We start from the raw sequence: 23,465 nt of genomic DNA on the forward strand, positions 1-23,465 counted from the left end.
CTCCTGATTGCGCAAACAAAAAGGCGCCCTGCTGCCCCGGCCTGAATGAACAAGCGGGGGCAACACGGCGCCTTTGTCGTGAACGGGGCAATCTGCGTTGATTGCCGGATGCTCAGGCTGTAGCAAGGGTCGCGCCACAATTGGCAGCGCCTTGTGCGGCGCGGTTCAGGCGTTCAGGGCGCCTGCCCGGCCGCACCGCATTGGGCCGGCCTGCACCATCGGATGGCACAGCCAGCGGGCCAGGCCTTATCATGGGCAGACATTCCGAGAGATGAAAAACCTCCTCCCATGAACCAAGTGGTTTTGAAAAACGCCGAACAACTGGCCCTGATGCGCAATGCCGGGCAATTGCTCAGCCAGGTGTTCGCCCACCTCGACAGCTTCATTGCTCCCGGGGTCAGCACTCTGCAGATCAACGACCGGGCCGAGGCCTTTATCGTCGATGTGCTCAAGGCGCGCCCGGCGAGCAAGGGCCAGTACGGTTTTGCCTATTCGCTCAATACCTCGGTCGACCATGTGGTGTGCCACGGCGTGCCGCATGCCGATGAGGTGCTCAAGGCCGGCTCGATCGTCAACGTCGACATTACCCTGGAACAAGGCGGCTACATTGCCGACTCGTCGAAGATGTACTGCCTGGGGCAGATCGATGCAGCCGCCCAGCGACTGGTCGACACCACCTATGCCGCGCTCTGGCAAGGCATTCGCCAGGTGCGTCCGGGCGCGACCCTGGGCGATATCGGCCACGCCATCCAGCGCCATGCCGAGGCAGCGGGCTACAACGTGGTGCGCGAATACTGCGGCCACGGCATCGGCCGGCAGATGCACGAGGCGCCCGAGGTTCTGCATTACGGGCACAAGGGCAGCGGCCTGCAGCTCAAGCCGGGGATGGTGTTTACCATCGAACCGATGATCAACCAGGGCGGGCGCGGGGTGCGCACGCTCAAGGACGGCTGGACGGTGATCACCCGCGACCGCAGCCTGTCCGCGCAATGGGAGCACACCATCGCCGTCACCGCCGAAGGTTTCGAAGTGCTGACCCTGCGCGAAGAAGAGCGCGCCATGCTGGTCCACGCTTAAGTCAGTTTGCCGCGCACCGCGCGGCTCTCTACAATCCGCGCCATTACGGCCGGCACCCGCACATTTTCCTACCGGCCCCGGAGCTTTTTCATGGAAGAAATCGAGCAGCACTGGCTGTACGCCCTTTCCGCCCCCATGGCCGCCCTCAACGGCGCCAGCTACACCGCCGCGACCTACTTCGAGACTTACGACGAAGACGAGACCGACCTCAAGAAGTGGTGGGGCATCCACAATCGCCAGGAGCTGCTGAACATGCTCAGCATGGCCGACACCGGCCATGCCCTGGAGCTCAAGGACGCCTATTGGCAAGCCGCCCGCTGCCTGCCCAGCGAATGGCCGCAGGTGCTCGAAGCGCTGACCCCGCGCCAGCGCATCCAGTACGAATTCGCCCGGCGCACCCTCGGCGACTGCGGCCAGGGTGGCGTGCGCGCCTGGGACCTGGGACGCATGGGCTACCTGCTGCGTGCCGGGTTGCGCAAAGGCTACCTGAGCATTCATGAAAGCCACTATCTGCAAGGCCGCCTGGCCGTGCGCGCCCGCCACTACTACAACGGCTGGGACCGCTACCTGGCCGGCTACCTGTTCGGCAAGGCGCTGTGGAACTGCTCCAGCGCCAGCGACGAAGAACTGGCGCAATGCCTGGAACGCCAGGGCAGCGAACACTGGAACCGCTGCATCATGATGAACCTGAGCCACGACGCCCTGGGCTTTTTCGCCAGCATCCCCTGGGACCTGCCGCTGAACCTGCCGGAACGCCCTGACACCCTGCAAGGAGGCTGGTCATGAGTTGCTGGATTCACCTGGGCATCGAGCCGACCAACGATCCCGATGTCATCCGCGGCGCCTACCGCGCACTGCTGCCCCAGCACCACCCGGAAACCGACCCGCAGGGTTTCCAGGCCTTGCGCGAGGCTTACGAGCACGCCCTGCGCCTGGCCCGCGACGAGCCGGATGAGGCCGCTGAGGATGCACAGCACGACGATTCGGCGCCGGTGCGCAATGCCCTGATCGAACAGACCATGAACGACTTTTCCAAGTTGCTCGGCGACCCTGCCCGCCGCTTCGATCCCCCGGCCTGGCAGGCCTTCATCGATGGTTTCAGCGGCCTGACCCTGGGTGACCAGGAGCAGGTCAGCTGGCACTTGCTGTACCGGCTGATGGAAACCGGGCCGTTGTCGCACGCCTGCGTGCAACTGATGGCCCGGCACCTGGGCTGGGAAAACGAAGTGCTGCGCCTGGAAGATCCGCGCCAGGCTGACGAATTCCTCGAGCGCATCAGCGAACCGGACCCGTTCGACACCAGCTTGATGAAGCACTGGTCGATGCCAGTGCAAGTCGAAACCCTGTGGTATGCCCGGAACCTGGATTTCCTCTACCACACCCGGCCGCTGTTCGAGTTCGAAAGCTTCGTCAGCCTGCACACCTGCCAGCCGTTCCCGGATGACCCGGCCTATATCCAGCGCCTGCTGGTCAAGCTGTGCCAGGCCGGCATCGGCAGCAGCAGCTTTTTTGCCCTGATCGCCGAACAGCAACGCCAGGCACCGGACGATATCGACCTGCTGTACCTGCTCGCCTGCCAGGCCAGCGACACCGGCCAGGAAGAACTCGCCCGCCAGTGCTGGACCCGCCTGTGGCGCGAGCACCAGCATCCGGAAGCCGCACGCTGGCTGCTCAACCTGTGCGCCAAGCATCAACCGCAGCGCTTGGCGCTGTTGATCCAGGCCCTCGACCGCCTGGAGCCGGTGTATGAATGGCCGCAAGACCTCAACGATCCGGCACAGATCTGGGGCAGCCCGTCGCAGCGCCCGGAAACCCTGACGCGCTGGTTCGACGCCGCCCGTGACGAGCAGGAAGGTATCGCCGGCGAGTTCATCAAGTGGCGCCTGGACGGCAAGGACGAACTACCGCTGCTGGCCTGGCTGCTCGACGACCAACTGGATCGCCAGCTGCAGCGCCTGTACCGCCACGCCTGGGCCCTGCACCGCGGTGACAGCGGCCTGCTGCGACAGATCATGGCCGAGCCGCTGGGCGACGATCCGCTCGACCAGCTGATTATCGAAGGCTTCAAGTACCAGGCCGAACAGCAGTTGCGCTGGCTCGAGCAGTCACCGCTGGCCCTGGCCCTGACCGCCTTCATCAACAGCCCGGCGGCGCAGCCGCAACTGCCCGAGGTGCTGCTGGAAGGCCCATGCCAGACGGTCGCCCGCGACTGGCTGCGGCGCATGCGCAGCTACCCGGCCGCGACCCTGCCAAAGCTGACCGCGCTGATCAAGCCGGCCAACCTGATGCCGACGCCTTTTGCCCTGCAGCTGTTGTCCGACCTCACCGAAGCCGGCATCGAACTGCCGCGCCCGCCTGCCGACGACGGCCTGTGGACCTGGCACCGGCAGAACCTGTTCATGCTCGCCCTGGTCGAACAGCCCGAACGTTGGCTGGCGATGGTGCCAGCGCAGTTGCTGGCCAGCCTGCCCTACCCGGCGGAGCATCCGTTCGCCCGCCTGCAGCAACTGTTGCTGCGCCTGCAAAGCCAGCAAGGCAATGTCGATGGCCTGCTCGGCTGGCTGGATGACAACGATCCGCTGCAGTGCTTTATCGGCCAGCGCCTGTCGACGGTGCAACAAGCCCTGGACAGCGCCAAGCTGCCCAGCAACCTGAAACTCTACGCCTGCCTTGAGAACGACCCGCGCGCCTTTGATGAAGACGTGCTGGGCATGATGGTGCTATGCGCCGTCCTCTATCACGACCCGACCCTGAACGCCGAACAGCATGGCAGCCTGCTGCGACGCATCTCTACCTTGACCTGCCCGGATGACTGGTTCGAGCCGTTTCGCAACGGCCTGATCAAGGGCGAGCCGGTGCGCCCGCCACGCAAGGTGCTGGAAGAAGACGAACTGATCAACAGCACGCTGTTCTACAGCATGCTCGACAGCCTCAAGGACCTGGCCCGCTACGGCCGCGCCGGGGTGCCGCGGGCCAAAGTGCTCAAAGAGCTGCAGCGCGGCAAGGATTACCCGGGCATGGACGCCGGCATTCGCGCAGCGCTCACCGCCTTGCTGTCGTGGTCCGAACGCCTGCTGCTGGAAAATTCCGGCAGCCAGCCGGTACCGGCCTCGCACCTGTGGAAACTGGGCAGCCGCCTGGGCCGCAAGGGTTATGGTGTGCAGGTGGCCGTGAGTGTCCTTCTCGGGCCGATCCTGACCTTGATGGCCGGCAGCGCGATCGAGCAGATATTCTTCGGCCTGCTGTTCGTCGGTGTGCTTGGCAGCGCCACCCTGCGCCGCCTGCACGACATTGGCCGGGGCATCCCGATGATGATCATCTTCGTGATGCTGATCCCGTTCCTGCAGTTCTTGCCGCTGGTGCTGTTGCTGCTGCCGGGCGAACCGCTGCCCAACCGCTACGGCGTGCCGCCCGGCAATCAGCCGCAGGACACCTTGGAGGGTGGCCTGCAGGCCGCCTTGCGGCGGCTCAACGGTCAGTAACGCATGTCGTCCAGCGCCTCGATCAGGCGCTGGCGGGCCCCGGTGATCTCGCTCGACTCCTGGCCGGCCAGGATCGCGCTGAACTCTTTGAGCCAGTCGCCGATCGCATCGCGCTCAGGCCCCAGGCTCTGCGCCCAAGCCCGCTCCAGGCGGGCCAGCAAGGTGCGGTTGGGCAAGGCGTCGCGCGGGTGGATCTTCAGCCCGGCCAGGCGCTCATGGCTGGCCTGGCGCGCCTCGTCGTCAAGCCCGGTGGGGCTGCGATCGATCACGTGGCTGAATTGCTCGCGCGTCTGCGGCAAGGTCACATCGACTTCCAGCAGGCCGTTGATGTCATAGCTGAAGCGCACGTCCAGGCGCTGGATCTTGCCGTTGGGGGTCAGCGGGATCGTGAAGGCGTCGACAAAGATGTTGTCTTCGACCCACGGCCGTTCACCTTGGTAGACACGGATGCTGATGGCTTTTTGCTCAACATGGGTGCTGTAGAACGGCTTGATCCGTGAGGTCGGGATCACCGTATTGCGGTCGATGATCGGCGCAAAGATCTCGGTCTGGTAGTCGCCATCCATTGCCGCAATTCCCAGGGTGTAGGGGCAGACATCGGTGAGGATCAGCTCTTCGATCGCCGAATCGCGCGCCTTGCATGCCGCCTGGGTGGCAGCGCCGAGGGCAACGATGGTGTCCGGGTCGAGGTGGCGGTAAGGCAGGCGGCCAAACAGGGTCGAGACCATCTGCTGGACCACCGGCATGCGCGTGGCGCCGCCGACCAGCACCAGGCTGTCGAGGTCACTGGCACGCAGCCGCGCATCGCGCAGGGCCTGCTCGATCGGCGCGCGAATCCGCGCCAGCAACGGCGCCCAGATCTTCTGCGCGCGGGCTTCATCCAGCAGCCACTGGCGGCTGACGCCATCACCGTTCCAGCTCAGGTGCTGCTCGCCTTCGCCCAGCTTGCACTTGAGCTGCTCGATGGCGTCGGCAAGGCTGGCCAGGGCCTGGGGCGCGAGCATCGTCGGCTTGAGCTGCCAGTCTTGCAGGCAGGCCTGAAGCAAAGCGCCGGTAAAGTCTTCGCCACCGAGGAAGTTGTCGCCGGTCGAGGCATGCACCTCGATCAACGGCAGCGCGTATTCCAGCACCGTGACGTCGAAGGTACCGCCACCGAGGTCGAAAATCAGCGTGCGTTCGAACTTCTGCTCGTGCAGGCCGTAGGCCATGGCCGCGGCGGTCGGTTCGTTGATCAGGCGCTGGACTTTCAGCCCGGCAAGCTCGGCGGCAAAGCTGGTGCGCTTGCGCTGCTCGTCGCTGAAATAGGCCGGTACGGAAATCACCGCTTCGCTGATCGGGCAGCCGAGGAAGGCTTCGGCATCGGCCTTGAGCGCACCGAGCACCAGCGCCGAGAGCTCTTCCGGGCTGAAGGCCTGCTCACCGAGGCTGATCTTTTTTTCGCTGCCCATGAAACGCTTGAAGGCAGCAGCCGTGCGTTGCGGATGGGTGGTCAGGCGTGAACGCGCGGCCTTGCCAACCAGGATGCTGCCGTCTTCGTCGAGGCTGACCACTGAAGGCGTGAGCACGTCGCCCAGGGCGTTGGGGATCAGTTGTGCCCGGCCGTCCTGCCAGACCGCCACCAGGCTGTTGGTGGTACCCAGGTCGATACCCAGCATTGGCGCCGGGGAGGTGCTTGCATCCTGCATGTGTGATCTCTTGCTCAGAAGTGGGGCTGGCACGGAGAAAAACAGTAGCGTCCCAGCGTACTGGTGGATTCTGGACGAATTCCAGAAACAAAAAAAGCGACCCTAAGGTCGCTTTCTTTGTGGCTTCAGGGTGTTCAGTGGGCCCTGAAGCTAAATATGGCGCAGCGGACGGGACTCGAACCCGCGACCCCCGGCGTGACAGGCCGGTATTCTAACCGACTGAACTACCGCTGCGCGATACACTGAGAAGTGGTGGGTGATGACGGGATCGAACCGCCGACCCTCTGCTTGTAAGGCAGATGCTCTCCCAGCTGAGCTAATCACCCTTCGTCTCGGTGTGGCGCGCATTCTACGGAGCACCGAACACTCTGGCAAGCACTTTTTTAAAAAAATTTTTCAGGCGTTCCAAAGACTTAGCGGTGCTTGGCCTGAAGCGCCCGCTCGGAGTTTAATGCCCTCCTTATGTGTTGAGGAGAGATTCACCCCATGTGGTTCAAAAACCTGCTGACCTACCGCCTGACCCAGGACATCCCGTTCGACCCCGAGGCACTGGAAACCGCTCTGGCCAGCAAGCCGGCTCGCCCCTGCGCCAGCCAGGAGTTGACCACGTACGGCTTCGTCGCCCCGTTCGGCAAAGGTGAAGACGCGCCCCTGGTGCATGTCAGCGGTGACTTCCTGCTGATCGCCGCGCGTAAAGAAGAACGCATTTTGCCCGGCAGCGTCGTGCGCGATGCGGTTAAAGAGAAGATCGACGAGATCGAAGCCGAGCAGATGCGCAAGGTCTATAAGAAGGAGCGTGACCAGATCAAGGACGAGATCATCCAGGCCTTCCTGCCGCGTGCCTTTATCCGCCGCTCGATGATCTTCGCCGCCATCGCCCCCAAGCAAGGCCTGATCCTGGTCAACTCGGCCAGCGCCAAGCGTGCCGAAGACCTGCTGTCGACCCTGCGTGAAGTGATCGGCTCGCTGCCGGTGCGCCCGGTGACCGTCAAGATCGCCCCGAGCGCGACCATGACCGACTGGGTCAAGACCCAGCAAGCGGCGCCGGACTTCTATGTACTGGACGAGTGCGAACTGCGCGACACCCACGAAGACGGCGGCATCGTCCGCTGCAAGCGCCAGGATTTGACCAGCGACGAGATCCAGCTGCACCTGGGCACCGGCAAGGTGGTCACACAACTGTCGCTGGCCTGGCAGGACAAACTGTCGTTCGTGCTCGACGACAAGATGGTCATCAAGCGCCTGCGCTTTGAAGAGCTGCTGCAGGACCAGGCCGAAGAAGACGGCGGCGACGAGGCCCTGGGCCAGCTCGATGCCAGCTTCACCCTGATGATGCTGACCTTTGGCGAGTTCCTGCCGGCGCTGTTCGAGGCGTTGGGCGGGGAAGAGATCCCACAGGGGATCTGACTTTAAGCTGCACGCTTCAAGCTTCAAGCTGCAAGAAAGAGCAACAGCCACCCGCGCTGCCTTTGCTTGCAGCTTGTCGCTTGCAGCTGATAGCTTATGCCCCCTGTGAGGACGGCCTCACGACGCACCGCGTGACCATTCCGGGGACGGCCCCATCACTTGATGGAGACTCTGCATGTCCTGGATCATCCTGTTTTTCGCCGGCCTGTTCGAAGTCGGCTGGGCCGTCGGCCTGAAATACACCGACGGCTTTTCCCGCCCGCTACCCACCGTACTCACCGTCGGCGCCATGGTCATCAGCCTCGGCCTGCTGGGCCTGGCCATGAAGGAATTGCCGCTGGGCACCGCCTATGCCATCTGGACCGGGGTCGGCGCCGTCGGCACGGTGATCGCCGGGATCATCCTGTTCGGCGAATCCATGGCCCTGGTGCGCCTGGTCAGCGTGGCGCTGATCATCTGTGGCCTGGTCGGGCTCAAGGTCAGCGCCAGCTGACCCCGCCCTGCCCTGTCAGCGTGAGTCGCCGCGCAAGGCGCTGACCCGCTCACGCAGCAGCGCCGGCTCTGCCGCTTCCACCGGGACGGCAGAACCGGCCACCAGGGTCACCCGCGACCACAAGCGGCGAAAGAAGCCCTTGGCCGGATCGCGGCTGAAGAAACTCCCCCACAAGCCCTGCAATGCCATCGGGATCACCGGCACCGGCGTCTGCTCGATGATCCGCCGCAGGCCGCCCTTGAACTCGTCGATTTCACCGTCACTGGTCAGCTTGCCTTCAGGGAAGATACACACCAGCTCGCCATCGGCCAGGTACGCGGCAATCTGCTTGAAGGCCCGCTCGTAGGTCTCGGCATCTTCATTGCGCCCGGCAATCGGGATCGCCCCGGCGGTGCGGAAAATGAAGTTGAGCACCGGCAAGCGGTAGATCTTGTAGTACATGACGAAGCGGATCGGCCGGCGCACCGCGCCACCGATCAGCAACGCATCGACGAACGACACATGGTTGCACACCAGCAGCGCTGCGCCCTGGTCCGGAATCTGCTGCAGGTCGCGGTGCTCGACGCGGTACATGGAATGGCTGAGCAGCCAGATCATGAAGCGCATGGTGAATTCAGGCACGATGCGGAAGATGTAGAAGTTCACCGCAATATTGAGCAGCGACACCACCAGGAACAACTGCGGGATGCTCAGCTTGAGGACACTCAGCAGCACCACGCTGAAGACCGCCGAGACCACCATGAACAGCGCGTTGAGGATGTTGTTGGCGGCAATCACCCGCGAGCGTTGATCCTCGGGGGTGCGCGACTGGATCAGCGCATACAGCGGCACGATATAGAAGCCGCCGAACACGCCCAGGCCGAGAATCGACCCCAGCACCCACCAGGCCTGGCCAATACCCAGCACCGCCAGCCAGTCATACGGCGCGGCCGCCGGCTGGATCTCGCCGGAGTGCCACCACCAGAGCAGGCCGAACAGGCTCAGGCCAAAGGAGCCGAACGGCACCAGGCCGATTTCCACCTTGTGCCCGCTCATGCGCTCGCACAGCAGCGAGCCGACGGCGATGCCCACCGAGAACAGGGTCAGGATCAGGGTCACCACGGTCTCGTCGCCATGCAGCCATTGCTGGGCGTAACCGGGAATTTGCGTCAGGTACACCGCACCGACGAACCAGAACCACGAGTTGCCGACAATCGAGCGCGACACCGCTGGCGTCTGCTTGAGGCCCATGCGCAAGGTGGCGATCGTCTGGCTGGCGATGTTCCAGTTGATTTTCAGCGCCGGCGTGGACGCAGCGGCGCGCGGGATGGCGCGGCTGGACAGGTAGCCGAGCACCGCCACCAGCAGCACTGCCGACGACGCCCAGACGCCGTAATGGGCGCTGGACATCAGCACCCCGGCACAAATGGTGCCGGCCAGGATGGCCAGGAAGGTGCCCATTTCCACCAGGCCATTGCCGCCGACCAGCTCTTCTTCGCGCAAGGCCTGGGGCATGATCGAGTACTTCACCGGGCCAAACAGCGCCGAGTGGGTGCCCATGCCGAACAACGCCAGGAGCATCAGCCCCGGAATCTGGTTCAAGATGCCGATGGCGCCGACCGCCATGATGGCGATCTCGGCCAGCTTGATCACGCGGATCAAAGCGTCCTTGGCGTACTTCTCGCCAAACTGCCCGGCCAGCGCCGAGAACAGGAAGAACGGCAGGATGAACATCAAGGCACAGGCATTGACCCAGATGGCAGTGTCCTGGCCATGGGGGCTGGCGATCTTGTAGAGAAACAGCAGGATGACCGACTGCTTGAACAGGTTGTCATTGAACGCACCCAGCGACTGGGTGACGAAGAACGGCAAGAAGCGCCGTTTGCCAAGCAGGCTGAATTGTGAAGATTGACTCATCGTCCGTGTACCTGAGTGGGGCTTTGTTATTGGATACGCGCAGGCCGCACAAAGCCACAAACACTCAGGTAAATGCAATCTACTTGTTCAGCCCGGCAATGCACGGCGATACAAACAGCTCACCGCGCCAGGCGCCACGCAGGGTCAGGGCCGTGACCAGCAACCACATTGCCGCCAGCGCCAGCACCAGTAGCATGCCCATGTGCTGGAAGAAACCGAGGCCCAGCCAGGCCGCCAGCTTCAGGGTGGCCAGGGTGTACACCCCGAGCGGGAAGGTAAAGCCCCACCAGCCGAGGTTGAACGGCATGCCATGGCGGATGTAGCGCAGGGTGATCAGCACGGCGGTCAGCAACCACCAGAGCCCGGCGCCCCACAGCACGATACCGGCGATCAGGCCCAGGCCACGGGCGATTTCACCCAGGCTGCCGAGGCCGTTGGCAGCGAAAATCGTCGGGGCATCGGCGCCCAGCAGCAGCATGCCCAGCGCACCGGTACCGATCGGCCCCAAGGCCAGCCAGCTCGATGCGGCCATGTTGGCATGCGGCAATTTGTGCAGGGCCATGCGCAGCATGAGGATGGTGAGGATGCTGAACGCCACCGGCAACGACACCGCCCACAGCACGTAGCTGGTGATCAGCACCTGGAACTGCGCATGGGCATCCACCAGGTGCGGCGCCAGCAGGCCGCCGCTGGCAGCGGCGACTTCCGCGGCCACCACCGGCAGCAACCACACCGCGGTCATCTGGTCGATGCTGTGTTCCTGGCGGGTGAACATCAGGTAGGGAATGGCCACCCCGCACAGCAGCGCCAGGCCGACGTCGAACCACCACAGCGCTTCGACCCACGGCAGGATCCCTTCGCCCCAGCGATTGATGCCGAACACCAGGCAGCCGTTGAGGATGGTCGCCAGGCCCATGGGGATGGTGCCGAAGAACATCGATACGGTGGAATGAGCGAAAATCCGCCGCGCTTCGTCGAAGAACATGACCCAACGCGCGGTGTACAGCAGGGTAAACAGCACGAACAGGCCGATGGTCAACAACCACAGCGATTCGGCCAGGCCACGCAGGCCGGGTACATCGACCTGTGCCAGGGCCAGGGCGAGCACGCCGGTGCCCATGGTCGCGGCGAACCAGTTGGGGGTGAACTGACGGATCACTTCACGCGGGTGCGCAAGCTGGCTCAGCGGGCGTAACGGCGAGGTGCGGGTTTGGCTGCAAGACATGATGAATTCTCCTGTCCTCCGGTGAGGTTGTATCCATCTTAGGCCGGAAAAATATATCTATATAACGGGTATTTTCTCTATCTGTTATCGGTTTTACAGATATACAGATTTCACTGCCCGCGGCGTATGCTCGGCAGCGATAACAACAAGGACGTGGTCACTCAATGCTCACCGCTATCAAAGGTTACTCGGCGCAGGTACGCCTGCTGCTGGCAACTACCTTCATCCTCACCCTCGCCCGTGCAATCACCCTGCCCTACCTGGTGGTCTACCTGGCGCAGAACTTCGCCCTGGATATCAGCGGCATCGGCCTGATGATCGGCGGTGCGCTGATAGTCGCCTCGTTGCTGAGCCTGTATGGCGGCTACCTGATCGACACCCTGCGCAGCTACACGGTGATCATCGCCGCGACCCTGACCTTTACTTTGGCCTTTGTCGGTGCGGTGGTCAGCCGCGAACTGAGCCTGTTCTTCACCTGCCTGGTGCTGATCAACCTGGCCCTGGCGGTGGTGGACATCGCCGCCAAAGCCGGCTTCTGTGCACTGCTGCCGCTGGAAGAACGCAGCGAGGTGTTCTCGATCAAGTACACCCTGAGCAACGTCGCCTACGCGGTCGGGCCCTTTGTCGGCGTGGCGCTGGTGCTGCTGGACGATCACCTGCCGTTCCTGCTCTCGGCGCTGCTGGGCCTGGCCATGTGCCTGAGCTACCAGCGCTGGGGCGAGCGAGCGGCGCGGGCGCGGGTCGAAGGCGGCGAACAGGCCGGTTTCTTTAGCGTTGGCGGGCAACTGGTCAAAGATCGCCGGCTGATCTGCTTCACCCTCGGTGGCGCCTTGAGCGCGGTGGTGTTCGGCCAGTTCACCGCCTACCTGTCGCAGTACCTGGTGGTGACCAGCAGCGCCAGCGAGGCGGCGCGCTACATCAGCTACCTGGTGGCCACCAACGCGGTCACGGTAATTGCCCTGCAGTACGTGATTGGCCGGCGCATCAGCAGCCGCCAGTTGATGCCCTGGCTGATGGCCGGCATGGCGCTGTTTCTGGTTGGCCTGCTGGGCTTCTCGCTGGCGCAAACGCTGCTGGCCTGGTGCCTGGCGATGCTGGTGTTCACCCTTGGCGAGATCATCGTCATCCCCGCCGAGTACATGTTCATCGACAGCATCGCCCCGGAACATCTGCGCGGCGTGTATTACGGCGCGCAAAACCTGTCCAACCTCGGCGCGGCGCTGGGCCCGGTGATCTGCGGCTTTGCCCTGGCGCACCTGGTGCCGGTGGCGACCTTTTACCTTCTGGTTCTTTCGGTGTTGCTGGCGGCGCTGTTCTATTACCTGGGAGCTCGGCGCTGAGGGGATTGCGACCGCTACGCGCTCGATCGCTGGCAAGGCCAGCTCCCACAGGGTCCGGTACAAGCAGATCTATTGTGGGAGCCGGCGTTGCCGGCGATGAGGCCAATACCGTCAGCCGCGGGACAAAGCCCGCAGCGGCAAACTCAGAACCGCCGCCACGGCGCACAAAATGATCACTGCCAAGGCATACACCTCGCCGGTCGGCACCAGGCCGAAGCTGCGCACCATCCACCCGGCCAGCATGGCCGGCACGCAGAACGCCAGGTAGCTCAGCACATAGAACGTCGCCATCAGCCCGGCGCGTTCGTGGGCCTCGGCCAGCGGCATGATGCTACGCAACGCTCCAAGGAAGCTGGCGCCAAAGCCGATGCCGGTGACTACAGTGGCGAGGAAAAACAGCCCCAGCTCACCGCGATGCAACGCCAGCAGGATCAACAGCATCCCGACCGGCAACACCCCTGTGCCCAGGCGCAGGATCTGCCCGGCCGGACGCAGCCGCAGGTGGTAGATGGCCACGGCGCCGGTCACCGTCAACGCCGCCACCAGGCCGCCGCCCACCAAATTCGAGGTTGCCCCGGTGGCCTCGCGCGCCAGTGATGGCGCCAGCGACAGGAAGAACCCACCCAGCGCCCAACTGGCGACGTTCACCGGCAGCATACGCAGCACTGCAGCCCGCGCCTGGGGCGGTACATGCAGGGCCGGACGCAAGGAGGCCAGGGCGCCGGGCTGGCGGCTGACGCTCTCGGGCAGATGCCACACCAGCAACGCCAGCGTGACGAACAAGCCGAGCAACAGCCAATAGGCCAAACGCAGCGGCCACGGCGCAAATTCCACCAGCAGGCTGGTACCCAGGGCGCCGCTGGCCATGCCGAGCAAGGGCGTCAGGCTGTTGACCAACGGCCCCTGCTCGCGATCGATATCCAGCAACGCAGCGCCCAGCACGCTGGTAGCCATGCCGGTGGCGAAGCCTTGCAGAATGCGCGCAGCAATCAACCAGCCGACACTGTCGGCCTGCAGGAACAACAGCATGGAGACGCTTTCCAGCACCAATGCAGTGAAGATCAGTGGCCGCCGCCCCAGGTAGTCCGACAGCGAACCGACTGTCAGCAGCGCCGCCAGCAAGCTGACGGCATACACCGCAAAAATCAGCGTCAGGGTTACCGCCGAGAACTGCCAGGCTTGCTGGTACAGGTGATACAAAGGCGTCGGGGTGCTCGAGGCGGCGAGAAAGCCGAGCAAGGCAAGTGCCAGGAACATCAGACGAAAACGCCGTGAGGCCGGGGCTTTGAACAACATGAACATGATCAGCACTCCGCTAAAGCAATTATTTAGCTTTTGCGCAGTCTGCTCGCCTTCATTCCTTAACGCAAACCCTTTGTGTTAAGGTCGACCGATGGCGATTAAAGAAGGTATCCGCACGGGTGGGCGCAGCGCCCGTGTGCAGGCATCGGTACATGCGGCGGTACGCGAACTGCTCAAGGAGCAGGACCGCGCGAGCCTGACCGTGCCGCAAATTGCCGCTCGCGCCGGCGTCACCCCTTCAACTATCTATAGGCGCTGGGGCGAATTGGCCGCCCTGCTCGCCGATGTCGCCGTCGAACGCGTGCTGCCTGACGTGGCGCCGCTGGACACCGGCGAGCTGCGTACCGACCTGCGCGCCTGGACCGAACAGTACCTCGACGAAATCACCTCCGAACCAGGCCGCAACCTGATGCGCGACGTGCTCAGCAGCGCCTGCCCGGGTTACTGCACCAACATCCTGCGCGGGCAACTGAAGGTCATCCTCGACCGCGCCCAGGCGCGCGGCGAGGCCCTGCCAGACATCGAACGCCTGCTGGATCTGCTGGTCGCACCGACCGTCTACCGCACCTTGTTCGCCGAAGCCCCGCCGACCCTGGAACAGCTCTACAGCCTGCTTGACCTGGCCTTGCCCGGCTAAGGCCCTGCGACGCTCTGCCACTGCGACCATCGTCGGCGCTGACGAAGCCTTTGCGGCGTGCCAGACTGATTGATCGAGGTTCGCTGTCAGGCTGAATCACCCTTTTGTTTCGGAGTTGTCATGTCGCTGTCCAGTGGGCTGATCGCCGTGGTCGCCCTGGCCTATATGGCCATCATGTTCGCCATCGCCTTTTACGGCGACCGCCGCAGCACACCGCTGCCGCCGCGCCTGCGTGCCTGGGTGTACAGCCTGTCGCTGGCGGTGTACTGCACCAGCTGGACCTTCTTCGGCGCCGTCGGCCAGGCCGCCGAACAACTCTGGGCGTTCCTGCCGATCTACCTGGGCCCTGTGCTACTGCTGCTGTTCGCGCCCTGGGTGCTGCAAAAGATGGTGCTGATCAGCAAACAGGAAAACATCACCTCGATCGCCGACTTCATCGCCGCCCGCTACGGTAAATCCCAGAGCCTGGCGGTGGTGGTGGCGCTGATCTGCCTGATCGGCGTGCTGCCGTACATCGCCTTGCAGCTCAAGGGCATCGTGCTTGGCGTCAACCTGCTGATCGGCGCAGGCGCCGATGCAACTGGCAGCCGTGTGCAGGACACCGCGCTGGTGGTGTCGCTGGTGCTGGCACTGTTTTCGATTGTCTTCGGTACCCGTAGCCTGGACGTCACCGAACACCACCGCGGCATGGTCCTGGCGATTGCCTTCGAATCGCTGGTCAAGCTGCTGGCGTTCCTCGCCGTCGGCGCCTTCGTCACCTTCGGCCTGTTCAACGGTTTCGAAGACCTGTTCAGCAAGGCGCAACTGGCGCCACGCCTGGAAGGCTTCTGGAACGAGACCATCAACTGGCCGTCGATGATCGTGCAGACCGGCGTGGCGATGATGGCGATCATCTGCCTGCCGCGCCAGTTCCACGTCACCGTGGTGGAGAACATCGAACCCCAGGACCTGCGCCTGGCGCGCTGGGTGTTCCCGATGTACCTGATCCTCGCCGCGCTGTTCGTGGTACCAATCGCTCTGGCCGGACAGATGCTGCTGCCCGACTCGGTGCTGCCCGACTCCTTCGTGATCAGCCTGCCGCTGGCCGAGGCGCATCCGGCGCTGGCGCTGCTGGCCTTTATCGGCGGCGCGTCGGCGGCCACCGGCATGGTCATTGTCGAGGCCGTGGCGCTGTCGACCATGGTTTCCAACGACATGCTGCTGCCCTGGCTGCTGCGGCGCAACAACGCCGAGCGCCCGTTCGAAGCCTTCCGCCACTGGATGCTCTCGGTACGCCGGGTGACCATCGTCGTCATCCTTTTGCTGGCCTATGTCAGCTACCGCCTGCTCGGCTCTACCGCAAGCCTTGCGACCATCGGCCAGGTGGCGTTTGCCGCCGTGACCCAGCTGACCCCGGCCATGCTTGGCGCCCTGTACTGGAAGCAGGCCAACCGCCGCGGGGTGTTCGCCGGCCTGGCCGCCGGGGTGTTTCTGTGGTTCTACACCCTGGTGCTGCCGATTGCCGCCCATAGCCTGGGCTGGTCGCTGGAGCTGTTCCCGGGCCTGGCCTGGCTGCATGGCAACCCGCTGAACCTGCCGATCACGCCGCTGACCCAAGGCGTGGTGCTGTCGCTGGCGGGTAACTTCACCCTGTTCGCCTGGGTGTCGATCCTCTCGCGTACGCGGGTGTCCGAGCACTGGCAGGCCGGACGATTCATCGGCCAGCAGACCAGCGCCCGCCCTAGCAGCCGTTCGCTGCTGGCGGTGCAGATCGACGACCTGTTGCACCTGGCTGCGCGCTTTGTGGGTGAAGAGCGCGCGCGGCAGAGTTTCATCCGTTTTGCCTATCGCCAGGGCAAGGGTTTCAACCCCAACCAGAATGCCGACGGCGAATGGATCGAACACACCGAGCGCCTGCTCGCTGGCGTGCTCGGCACCTCCTCGACCCGCGCAGTGGTCAAGGCCGCGATCGAAGGCCGCGACATGCAGCTTGAGGACGTGGTGCGCATCGCCGACGAAGCCTCGGAAGTGCTGCAGTTCAACCGCGCCCTGCTGCAAGGGGCAATCGAGAACATCAGCCAGGGCATCAGCGTGGTCGACCAGTCGCTGCGCCTGGTGGCCTGGAACCGCCGCTACCTGGAGCTGTTCAACTACCCCGACGGGCTGATCAGCGTCGGCCGGCCGATTGCCGACATTATCCGCTACAACGCCGAGCGCGGCCTGTGCGGCCCGGGCGAGGCCCAGGTGCACGTGGCCAGGCGCCTGCACTGGATGCGCCAGGGCCGTGCGCATACCTCCGAGCGCTTGTTCCCCAACGGCCGGGTGATCGAGCTGATCGGCAACCCGATGCCCGGCGGCGGCTTTGTCATGAGCTTTACCGACATCACCCCGTTCCGCGAAGCCGAACAGGCGCTCAAGGGCGCCAACGAAAGCCTTGAGCAACGGGTCGCCGAACGCACCCACGAGCTGTCGCAACTGAACCAGGCACTGAGCGAAGCCAAGAGCCACGCCGAGGCCGCCAACCAGTCCAAGACCCGCTTCCTCGCAGCGGTCAGCCACGACCTGATGCAGCCGCTGAACGCCGCGCGGCTGTTCTCGGCGGCGCTGTCGCATCAGGGCGATGGCTTGTCGGCCGATGCCCAGCAACTGGTCCAGCACATGGACAGCTCGCTGCGTTCGGCCGAAGAGCTGATCAGCGACCTGCTGGACATCTCGCGCCTGGAAAACGGCAAGATCACCCCGGACGTCAAACCCTTCGCCCTCAACGAACTGTTCGACACCCTCGGCGCTGAATTCAAGGTTCTGGCCCAGCAGCAAGGCCTGGATTTCCGCCTGCGCGGCAGCCGCCTGCGGGTGCAGAGCGACATGAAACTGCTGCGCCGGATTCTGCAGAACTTCCTCACCAACGCCTTCCGCTATGGCAAGAGCCCGATTCTGCTCGGCGTGCGCCGCCAACAGGGACGCTTGTGGCTGGAGGTCTGGGACCGTGGCAGCGGTATCGCCGACGACAAGCTGCAGGTGATCTTCGAGGAATTCAAACGCCTGGACAGCCACCAGACCCGCGCGGAAAAAGGCCTGGGCCTGGGCCTGGCGATCGCCGATGGCCTGTGCAAGGTGCTTGGCCATCCGCTTGAGGTGCAGTCGTGGCCGGGCAAGGGCAGCGTGTTCCGCGTCAGCGTGCCGCTGGCCACGGCGCCGGCGGCCCCGGTGGCCAGCCCTGCCGAACAGGCCGGGCAGCCATTGGCAGGCCTGCAGGTGCTGTGCATCGACAACGAAGACAGCATCCTCATCGGCATGAACAGCCTGCTCAGCCGCTGGGGCTGCCAGGTATCCATCGCGCGCAACCGCGCCGAGTGTGAAGCCTTGCTGGCAAGCGGCCTGCGCCCGCACCTGGCGCTGGTGGACTACCACCTGGACGACGGCGAGGTCGGCACCGAGCTGATGGCCTGGTTACGCACACGCCTGGGCGAGCCGGTCCCCGGCGTGGTGATCAGCGCCGACGGGCGCAGCGAGATGGTCGCCCAGGTGCATGCCGCAGGGCTCGACTACCTGGCCAAGCCGGTCAAGCCGGCGGCCTTGCGCGCCCTGCTCAATCGGCATCTGAGCCTGGTCCAGTAAGGGCGCTGGCAGCCAGCGGGTCGCCTTCGCTCATGGCGCGCTCGAGCAGGTCGGCCGGCAGGCTCTTGCTGGCCCGGGCACCGAGCAGCTTGAGCTGTTCGCTGCGGCTGATCAGGTTGCCGCGCCCTTCGCAGAGCTTGTTGCGCGCCGCGCTATAGGCTTTGTCGACCTGCTGCAGGCGGCTGCCAAGCTCGTCCAGGTCCTGGATGAACAGCACGAACTTGTCGTACAGCCAACCGGCACGCTCGGCGATCTCCCGGGCGTTCTGGCTCTGGCGCTCCTGCTTCCAGAGGCTGTCGATAACCCGCAAGGTGGCCAGCAAGGTGGTCGGGCTGACGATCACGATCTGGCGGTCGAAGGCTTCCTGGAACAGGTTCGGCTCTGCCTGCAAGGCGGCCGAAAACGCCGCCTCGATAGGCACGAAGAGCAGGACGAAATCCAGGCTGTGCAGGCCTTCGAGGCGGTTGTAGTCCTTGCCGGACAAGCCTTTGACATGGTTGCGCAGCGACAGCACGTGTTGCTTGAGCGCGGCCTGGGCAATCTCGCTGTCGTCGGCGCCAACGTACTGCTGGTAGGCGGTGAGGCTGACCTTGGAGTCGACCACCACCTGTTTGTCGCCCGGCAGCATGATCAGCACGTCGGGCTGAAAGCGCTCGCCGTCGGCGCTCTTGAGGCTGACCTGGGTCTGGTACTCGCGGCCCTTCTCAAGCCCGGCGTGCTCCAGCACCCGCTCCAGAATCAGCTCGCCCCAGTTGCCCTGGGTCTTCTGGCCCTTGAGCGCCTGGGTCAGGTTGGTGGCCTCATCGCTCAGGCGCAGGTTGAGCTGCTGCAGGCGCTCAAGCTCCTTGGCCAGCGAGAAGCGCTCGCGGGCCTCTTGCTGATAGCTGTCTTCGACGCGCTTTTCAAAGGCCTGGATGCGCTCCTTGAGCGGGTCGAGCAACTGCCCCAGGTGCTGCTGGCTGGTCTGGGCGAAGCGCTGTTCGCGCTCATCGAAAATCTTCGTGGCCATTTCGGCGAACTGCGCCCGCAGCTCGTCACGCGAGCCTTGCAGGTCGTCGAGGCGTTGCTGATGGCTTTCCTGCTGTTCGCGCAGCTCGGCGCTCAGGGCTGCGCTCTGGGCGTCCAGGCGACGCAATTCGGCTTCGCGGCTGGCGCGTTCGAGCTGCCAGGCATGGGCGGCATCGCGCGCTTCGTCGCGATCGATCTGGAGCAATTCAAGCTCACGGGCCTGAGCGGCCAGCGTCGCCTGCTTGGCCGCATTGGCCTGGCTCAGGTCGCTGATTTCGTCGCGGCTGGCATCGAGCTGGGCGAGCAAGCCTTCCTGAGCCAGCTGCACACTGCTCAGGCGCTCCTCAAGCAAGGCCGCGTCGGCCTGGCGCGCACTCAGGCGCCGTTGCACCTGCAGCACCAGCGCCAGCGACGGCACAGCTGCCACCACAATACCCAGCACAATGCTGGTCAGATCCACTGCCATAGCCACCCCGATCTCCCTCGGCCAACGATCAACGGCTCAGCTTATCAGCCTTGGGCGCACGCGCCGCATTCAGGCTTCAGGCAATTGCCTGAGCAGGCGCAAGGCCTCCTGCGAACCCTGGGCAGCGGCCTGTTCGAGCCAGTAGCGGCCCTGGGCGGGTTCGTTCAGTTGCCCCAAGGCGCACAGCCGGCCGTACTCGAGCTGGGCCCGGCGATCACCGGCGCGCGCCGCCTGGCGCAGCAGTTCGTGGCCGATCCGGCGGTCGCGGGCATTGCCGCAATCACGGCAGAGCATCTGCCCCAGGCGGCTCTGGGCCACCACCACGCCCTGGCGCGCTGGCTGCTTGAGCAAGCGCCCGGCAAAGTGCTTGACGTTGGGGTTGTCACCCAGGCGCGGGCTGTCGAGCAACCACAAGGCCACTTTCAAGGAGAAGCGCTTGGGCTCGGGCAGAGGCGACTGGGCAGTGGGGGCAACGAGGTTTTTGCAGCGAAACTTCATAAAAAACAGCGGAGGCAACTCGAGAGGCGCGCCACTCTACTCCATTTTTCTGACAATGGCCCGGTGCTTTTCTGCACTTTTTTCAAAATATTTCAGTGTTTTTTTCTTGACGTCAGGACGGGTATTTTGTCCCTGACGGAAGACTGTCGAAGGATTGTCGGACACCGGCCAAAAAGCTGGCACGCCCGTCCTAGAGCAAGCGCTCGGGACAATCCACAGAAGCTGTGGATAACTCGGTGGACAACCCCCTAAACCTCCCCGCAAACCCCTATGGAATGGGGCTTTCAGTCAAACTGTCGATTTTTTCACCAGCTAAAATAAGTGTTTTTTTTCATTGACTTAAGGCAACGGCCAAGTCATTGGCGGCCACTTGCCGCCTTGTTGCAGCGCTGTAACAAAGGCTGCCCCAAGTGTGCACAACCGCCCTTTAGCAAGGCATTTCCCTGCACGAAATTGGCACGTTCCCTGCCTTGTTGCACTGCAAAGCCGGCGAATTAGCCCTTCACAGACAGCCTGGAACGCGACATACTGATCGGCTCGCCAGACGAAAAGCCAAAAAGCTTGCCAGCAACGAAAAACTGCGGTAGTCTTGCCGCCGTTAGTACCAAGCTGAAAGTCAATTCTGGCCAAAGCAGTCCTTACAGTGCCCTGCCCCCTCACATCGGACAGGCCTGTTGAAACCAGGACCGGCCCACTCGATGGTTCCCCAGGTAAATCACTTCTTACTCTGACCGAACCAACCTGCAGATTGATCAGGATCTTCACCCAGCGGCATTGAACCCGACCCTGGCTGTTGCCTGTCCTCTGACGTACCTACCAGTCAGCCCCAGCGCCACATGATAAATGCGCCCAAAACTGGCTGCCCTGTTCCAGTCAGGTTCTTCGCACCGGCTTAAATGCTCGCGTTACTGGAACGTTTTATATGTGCACGGATCGAAACCGTGTCTATTGCAGGAACATCTAATAACTATGAATCACTCTTCTCATACTCAGGCTGCCATTCGCACCCTTTCCCAGGCATTTGCCCCTCTGAACTGCTTGATCCTGGCGTCGCGCAAAGGCGGCTTCAGCTTCACCCTGGTCAACGAGCACGGCATTGCCCGGCACAGCGAGCGCCTGTACCCGGAGCAATACTCCGAAGCCGAGCCGCTGCAGGCCGTTATCGAGCGCACCCGTCAGGCCCTGGTGGCCTGATCCGCACGACGCTGCAAACGCTCAAGCCCCGCCCTCTGGCGGGGCTTTTTTATGCCTGGCGCCCAGCAATCACTAATTGCCGCACGGCATATGATTTATAACTAAAAGCCGCAAATGTTTTAAAAACAGGCCTTTACAGCGCGAATATGACACTACACTTCAACTCAAGCGGCAAAGGCCGCTTCCGGCGGGCCTGACCGACTCTCCAGCTGCCAAGCTCCAGCGTCCGCCGGCCAATTTCAAGTTCGAGGGCATCATGGGTATCGCCGCGAGCGAGTTGAGCCAGTTTGTCATTCGTCCGACCCTGATCTACCTGGGTCGCCACTGCGCCAGCGCCGAAGCCCTGCTGCTCGGCGTCGCCGCCAGCCAGTCAGCACTCGGCTCAGCATTGCACGACCGCCGCGGCCACGGCCTGTACCGCATTGGCGAACTGCGCCACCAAAGCCTCTGGGACCAGTTCCTGGCCCGCGACCCGGATCTCGCCAGCCTGGTCCGTGGCCTTGCCAGCCAGCATGCCTTCCTCAGCGGCCCGCACCTGGAACTGACCGTAAACCTGCGCTATGCCACCGCCATCGCCTGGATGCTGATCGAAGAACAAGCCCCCGAACTGCCCGCCGCCGACGATCTGCTCGGGCTTGCACGTATCTGGCGACAAACCTTCCAGCCTCAGGGGCGCCTGCGCGATTTCACCTGCGCCTGGCAAACCTGCATCGCCCCTGTGACTCTTCAGGCCTGCTGAGAGTCACTGCTTTCCATAATCGGAAAATTCCCGCCATTTTGGTCGGATTGTCCTACAAAACCGCCCTATCTCCTGCGATACAGCCTATAGCGCTGCGGGCGAACTGATGGTAATTTTCGCCCCGGAGATCCCAAGGAGTTCTAATAATGAAAAAAGTAATGCTCAAAACCTCTCTCAGCCTCGCCGTCACTCTCGCCTCGACTCAACTGTTCGCCAGTGGCTTTGCCCTCAACGAACAAAGCGTCAGTGGCATGGGCACAGGTTTCGCGGGTCGTTCTTCTTCTGCCGATGATGCCAGCACCGTATTCGGCAACCCTGCCGGTATGTCGCGCCTGAAACGCGAGCAGATCACCGTTGGCGGCGCAGCCGTCATCGCCAAGTCCGATATTTCCGGCGGCGGGCGCCCAGGTGGCACCACCGACGGCGACATGGTGCCGTTCGTCGGCGTGCCCATGGGCTACTACGTCAAGCCTCTGGATGATCACTGGACCGTCGGTTTCGGTGTCTACGCGCCGTTCGGCCTGGTCACCGATTACGAGAGCACTGCCGCCAGCCGTTACTGGGGCAAGAAAAGCCACGTTGAAGTGGTCACCTTCCAGCCAACCATCAGCTACGCCTTCAACGACAAGGTGTCGATCGGTTTCGGCCCGACCATCAACAAGATCAAGGGTGAGCTCAGCGCCAACACCCTCAACCCGCGCACCCCGGGTTTCAACGATGGCGAAGTGAAAATCAAGGGTGACGACACTGCCGTCGGCTACAACATCGGCGTGCTGGTCCAGGCCACCGACAAGACCCGCCTGGGCCTGACCTACCACTCGATGGTCGACTACAAGCTCGAAGGCAACACCAAGATCAACAACGCCCTGATCGGCCCGTTCAGCGGCAGCAAGTTCGACGCTGAACTGAAGATCAAGACCCCTGAATCGGTCGACTTCTCGGTTACCCACGAGCTGGATGACCAGTGGACTATCTATGCTGGTAGCACCTGGACCCGCTGGAGCCGCCTGGAAGCCATCACCGTCACCAACAAGGTTCCTGCCCCGCTGGCCGGCCAGTTCGGCACCATCAGCGAAGAGCAGAACTGGCACGACACCTGGGCCCACGCCATCGGCGCGTCCTACAAGCTGAACAAGGAGTGGGTACTGCGTACCGGCTTCACCGTCGACCAGTCGCCGACCAACAACCACGACCGTTCGCCACGCATCCCGACTGGCGATCGCAAGATCTTCAGCCTGGGCGCCGGCTACAGCCCAACCGACGACATGACCATCGACGTGGCGTACTCCTACCTGTGGGAAGAAGACACCAAGGTCAACCTGGCCAGCCCGACCAAGGGTTCGTACAACGCCAAGTACGAAAACAGCGCTCACGGTATTGGCGCGTCGCTGACCTATCGCTTCTGATAACAGCGCCGCA

17 protein-coding genes and 2 tRNA genes are annotated in these 23,465 nt (G+C 63.5%); 11 read left to right on the forward strand and 8 right to left on the reverse strand.

Annotated features, from left to right (window positions below):
* Positions 1–288 precede the first annotated feature (288 nt).
* The 3 genes from map to LOY34_RS20425 all read left to right on the forward strand — a co-directional run bounded on the left by map (position 289) and on the right by LOY34_RS20425 (position 4,559).
* On the forward strand, positions 289–1,077 hold the full coding sequence (map, locus tag LOY34_RS20415; protein WP_045195491.1) for a type I methionyl aminopeptidase: 789 nt from the start codon (positions 289–291) through the stop codon (positions 1,075–1,077).
* Positions 1,078–1,167: 90 nt separating this feature from the next.
* Positions 1,168–1,863, forward strand: coding sequence for a DUF1266 domain-containing protein (locus tag LOY34_RS20420; RefSeq protein ID WP_093380348.1), 696 nt, complete (start codon positions 1,168–1,170; stop codon positions 1,861–1,863).
* A complete protein-coding gene (locus tag LOY34_RS20425) occupies positions 1,860–4,559 on the forward strand; it encodes a DUF805 domain-containing protein (protein WP_258663948.1) in 2,700 nt (899 codons plus the stop codon). The genes LOY34_RS20420 and LOY34_RS20425 overlap by 4 nt, the downstream gene beginning before the upstream one ends.
* Here the strand turns inward: LOY34_RS20425 and LOY34_RS20430 are convergent.
* The 3 genes from LOY34_RS20430 to LOY34_RS20440 form a co-directional block, all read right to left on the reverse strand.
* The gene (locus LOY34_RS20430) at positions 4,553–6,244 is read right to left on the reverse strand and encodes a molecular chaperone HscC (RefSeq protein ID WP_258663949.1); all 1,692 of its coding nucleotides are present in this window, start codon (positions 6,242–6,244) and stop codon (positions 4,553–4,555) included. The two genes, LOY34_RS20425 and LOY34_RS20430, sit on opposite strands and share 7 nt — an antisense overlap.
* Before the next feature lie 157 nt (positions 6,245–6,401).
* A tRNA-Asp gene (locus LOY34_RS20435) sits at positions 6,402–6,478 on the reverse strand.
* A 16-nt stretch (positions 6,479–6,494) separates the two neighbouring features.
* Positions 6,495–6,570: transfer RNA gene (locus tag LOY34_RS20440), tRNA-Val, on the reverse strand.
* 160 nt (positions 6,571–6,730) lie between these two features.
* Here LOY34_RS20440 and rdgC point away from each other — a divergent pair.
* Together rdgC and sugE are read left to right on the forward strand one after the other, a co-directional pair.
* The gene (rdgC, locus tag LOY34_RS20445) at positions 6,731–7,651 is read left to right on the forward strand and encodes a recombination-associated protein RdgC (protein WP_045195499.1); all 921 of its coding nucleotides are present in this window, start codon (positions 6,731–6,733) and stop codon (positions 7,649–7,651) included.
* A 175-nt stretch (positions 7,652–7,826) separates the two neighbouring features.
* Entirely contained in the window at positions 7,827–8,144 is a 318-nt protein-coding gene (sugE, locus tag LOY34_RS20450; protein ID WP_038993957.1) for a quaternary ammonium compound efflux SMR transporter SugE, read from the forward strand.
* 15 nt (positions 8,145–8,159) lie between these two features.
* Here sugE and LOY34_RS20455 read toward each other — a convergent pair whose 3' ends face one another.
* Together LOY34_RS20455 and LOY34_RS20460 are read right to left on the reverse strand one after the other, a co-directional pair.
* Positions 8,160–10,040, reverse strand: a complete 1,881-nt coding sequence (locus LOY34_RS20455; protein ID WP_195884823.1) for an MFS transporter — start codon at positions 10,038–10,040, stop codon at positions 8,160–8,162.
* Between the two features lie 79 nt (positions 10,041–10,119).
* On the reverse strand, positions 10,120–11,265 hold the full coding sequence (locus tag LOY34_RS20460; protein WP_258663951.1) for a TDT family transporter: 1,146 nt from the start codon (positions 11,263–11,265) through the stop codon (positions 10,120–10,122).
* Positions 11,266–11,429: 164 nt separating this feature from the next.
* Here LOY34_RS20460 and LOY34_RS20465 point away from each other — a divergent pair, with 164 nt between their 5' ends.
* On the forward strand, positions 11,430–12,605 hold the full coding sequence (locus LOY34_RS20465) for an MFS transporter (protein WP_195884825.1): 1,176 nt from the start codon (positions 11,430–11,432) through the stop codon (positions 12,603–12,605).
* 111 nt (positions 12,606–12,716) lie between these two features.
* On the opposite strand, the gene LOY34_RS20470 is transcribed toward LOY34_RS20465, so the two are convergent.
* On the reverse strand, positions 12,717–13,907 hold the full coding sequence (locus LOY34_RS20470; protein WP_195884826.1) for an MFS transporter: 1,191 nt from the start codon (positions 13,905–13,907) through the stop codon (positions 12,717–12,719).
* Between the two features lie 91 nt (positions 13,908–13,998).
* Here LOY34_RS20470 and LOY34_RS20475 point away from each other — a divergent pair, with 91 nt between their 5' ends.
* The gene (locus LOY34_RS20475) at positions 13,999–14,544 is read left to right on the forward strand and encodes a TetR/AcrR family transcriptional regulator (protein WP_195884827.1); all 546 of its coding nucleotides are present in this window, start codon (positions 13,999–14,001) and stop codon (positions 14,542–14,544) included.
* 120 nt (positions 14,545–14,664) lie between these two features.
* A complete protein-coding gene (locus tag LOY34_RS20480) occupies positions 14,665–18,141 on the forward strand; it encodes a PAS domain-containing hybrid sensor histidine kinase/response regulator (RefSeq protein ID WP_258663954.1) in 3,477 nt (1,158 codons plus the stop codon).
* Here the strand turns inward: LOY34_RS20480 and rmuC are convergent.
* Complete coding sequence (gene rmuC / locus LOY34_RS20485; RefSeq protein WP_176794326.1) at positions 18,113–19,501, reverse strand: DNA recombination protein RmuC; 1,389 nt, start codon at positions 19,499–19,501, stop codon at positions 18,113–18,115. The two genes, LOY34_RS20480 and rmuC, sit on opposite strands and share 29 nt — an antisense overlap.
* Positions 19,502–19,684: 183 nt before the next feature.
* The gene (locus LOY34_RS20490; RefSeq protein ID WP_195884828.1) at positions 19,685–20,113 is read right to left on the reverse strand and encodes a tetratricopeptide repeat protein; all 429 of its coding nucleotides are present in this window, start codon (positions 20,111–20,113) and stop codon (positions 19,685–19,687) included.
* A gap of 969 nt (positions 20,114–21,082) precedes the next feature.
* Here LOY34_RS20490 and LOY34_RS20495 point away from each other — a divergent pair.
* The 3 genes from LOY34_RS20495 (at position 21,083) to LOY34_RS20505 (ending at position 23,452) form a co-directional block, all read left to right on the forward strand.
* The gene (locus LOY34_RS20495; protein WP_195884829.1) at positions 21,083–21,307 is read left to right on the forward strand and encodes a hypothetical protein; all 225 of its coding nucleotides are present in this window, start codon (positions 21,083–21,085) and stop codon (positions 21,305–21,307) included.
* A 256-nt stretch (positions 21,308–21,563) separates the two neighbouring features.
* Positions 21,564–22,046, forward strand: coding sequence for a hypothetical protein (locus LOY34_RS20500; protein WP_045195516.1), 483 nt, complete (start codon positions 21,564–21,566; stop codon positions 22,044–22,046).
* Positions 22,047–22,192: 146 nt separating this feature from the next.
* Positions 22,193–23,452: an OmpP1/FadL family transporter gene (locus LOY34_RS20505; RefSeq protein WP_045195518.1), complete on the forward strand. Its 1,260-nt coding sequence runs from the start codon at positions 22,193–22,195 to the stop codon at positions 23,450–23,452.
* The last annotated feature ends 13 nt before the right edge of the window (positions 23,453–23,465 follow it).

This window comes from Pseudomonas sp. B21-009, from assembly GCF_024749345.1.
Taxonomy (GTDB): Bacteria; Pseudomonadota; Gammaproteobacteria; order Pseudomonadales; family Pseudomonadaceae; genus Aquipseudomonas.

Excerpts from the sequence above, each read along its gene's own strand:
- map (WP_045195491.1), top strand. The coding sequence starts at position 289 with ATGAACCAAGTGGTTTTGAAAAACGCCGAACAACTGGCCCTGATGCGC.
- LOY34_RS20420 (WP_093380348.1), top strand. The coding sequence starts at position 1,168 with ATGGAAGAAATCGAGCAGCACTGGCTGTACGCCCTTTCCGCCCCCATG.
- LOY34_RS20425 (WP_258663948.1), top strand. The coding sequence starts at position 1,860 with ATGAGTTGCTGGATTCACCTGGGCATCGAGCCGACCAACGATCCCGAT.
- LOY34_RS20430 (WP_258663949.1), bottom strand. The coding sequence starts at position 6,244 with ATGCAGGATGCAAGCACCTCCCCGGCGCCAATGCTGGGTATCGACCTG.
- rdgC (WP_045195499.1), top strand. The coding sequence starts at position 6,731 with ATGTGGTTCAAAAACCTGCTGACCTACCGCCTGACCCAGGACATCCCG.
- sugE (WP_038993957.1), top strand. The coding sequence starts at position 7,827 with ATGTCCTGGATCATCCTGTTTTTCGCCGGCCTGTTCGAAGTCGGCTGG.
- LOY34_RS20455 (WP_195884823.1), bottom strand. The coding sequence starts at position 10,040 with ATGAGTCAATCTTCACAATTCAGCCTGCTTGGCAAACGGCGCTTCTTG.
- LOY34_RS20460 (WP_258663951.1), bottom strand. The coding sequence starts at position 11,265 with ATGTCTTGCAGCCAAACCCGCACCTCGCCGTTACGCCCGCTGAGCCAG.
- LOY34_RS20465 (WP_195884825.1), top strand. The coding sequence starts at position 11,430 with ATGCTCACCGCTATCAAAGGTTACTCGGCGCAGGTACGCCTGCTGCTG.
- LOY34_RS20470 (WP_195884826.1), bottom strand. The coding sequence starts at position 13,907 with ATGTTCATGTTGTTCAAAGCCCCGGCCTCACGGCGTTTTCGTCTGATG.
- LOY34_RS20475 (WP_195884827.1), top strand. The coding sequence starts at position 13,999 with ATGGCGATTAAAGAAGGTATCCGCACGGGTGGGCGCAGCGCCCGTGTG.
- LOY34_RS20480 (WP_258663954.1), top strand. The coding sequence starts at position 14,665 with ATGTCGCTGTCCAGTGGGCTGATCGCCGTGGTCGCCCTGGCCTATATG.
- LOY34_RS20490 (WP_195884828.1), bottom strand. The coding sequence starts at position 20,113 with ATGAAGTTTCGCTGCAAAAACCTCGTTGCCCCCACTGCCCAGTCGCCT.
- LOY34_RS20495 (WP_195884829.1), top strand. The coding sequence starts at position 21,083 with ATGAATCACTCTTCTCATACTCAGGCTGCCATTCGCACCCTTTCCCAG.
- LOY34_RS20500 (WP_045195516.1), top strand. The coding sequence starts at position 21,564 with ATGGGTATCGCCGCGAGCGAGTTGAGCCAGTTTGTCATTCGTCCGACC.
- LOY34_RS20505 (WP_045195518.1), top strand. The coding sequence starts at position 22,193 with ATGAAAAAAGTAATGCTCAAAACCTCTCTCAGCCTCGCCGTCACTCTC.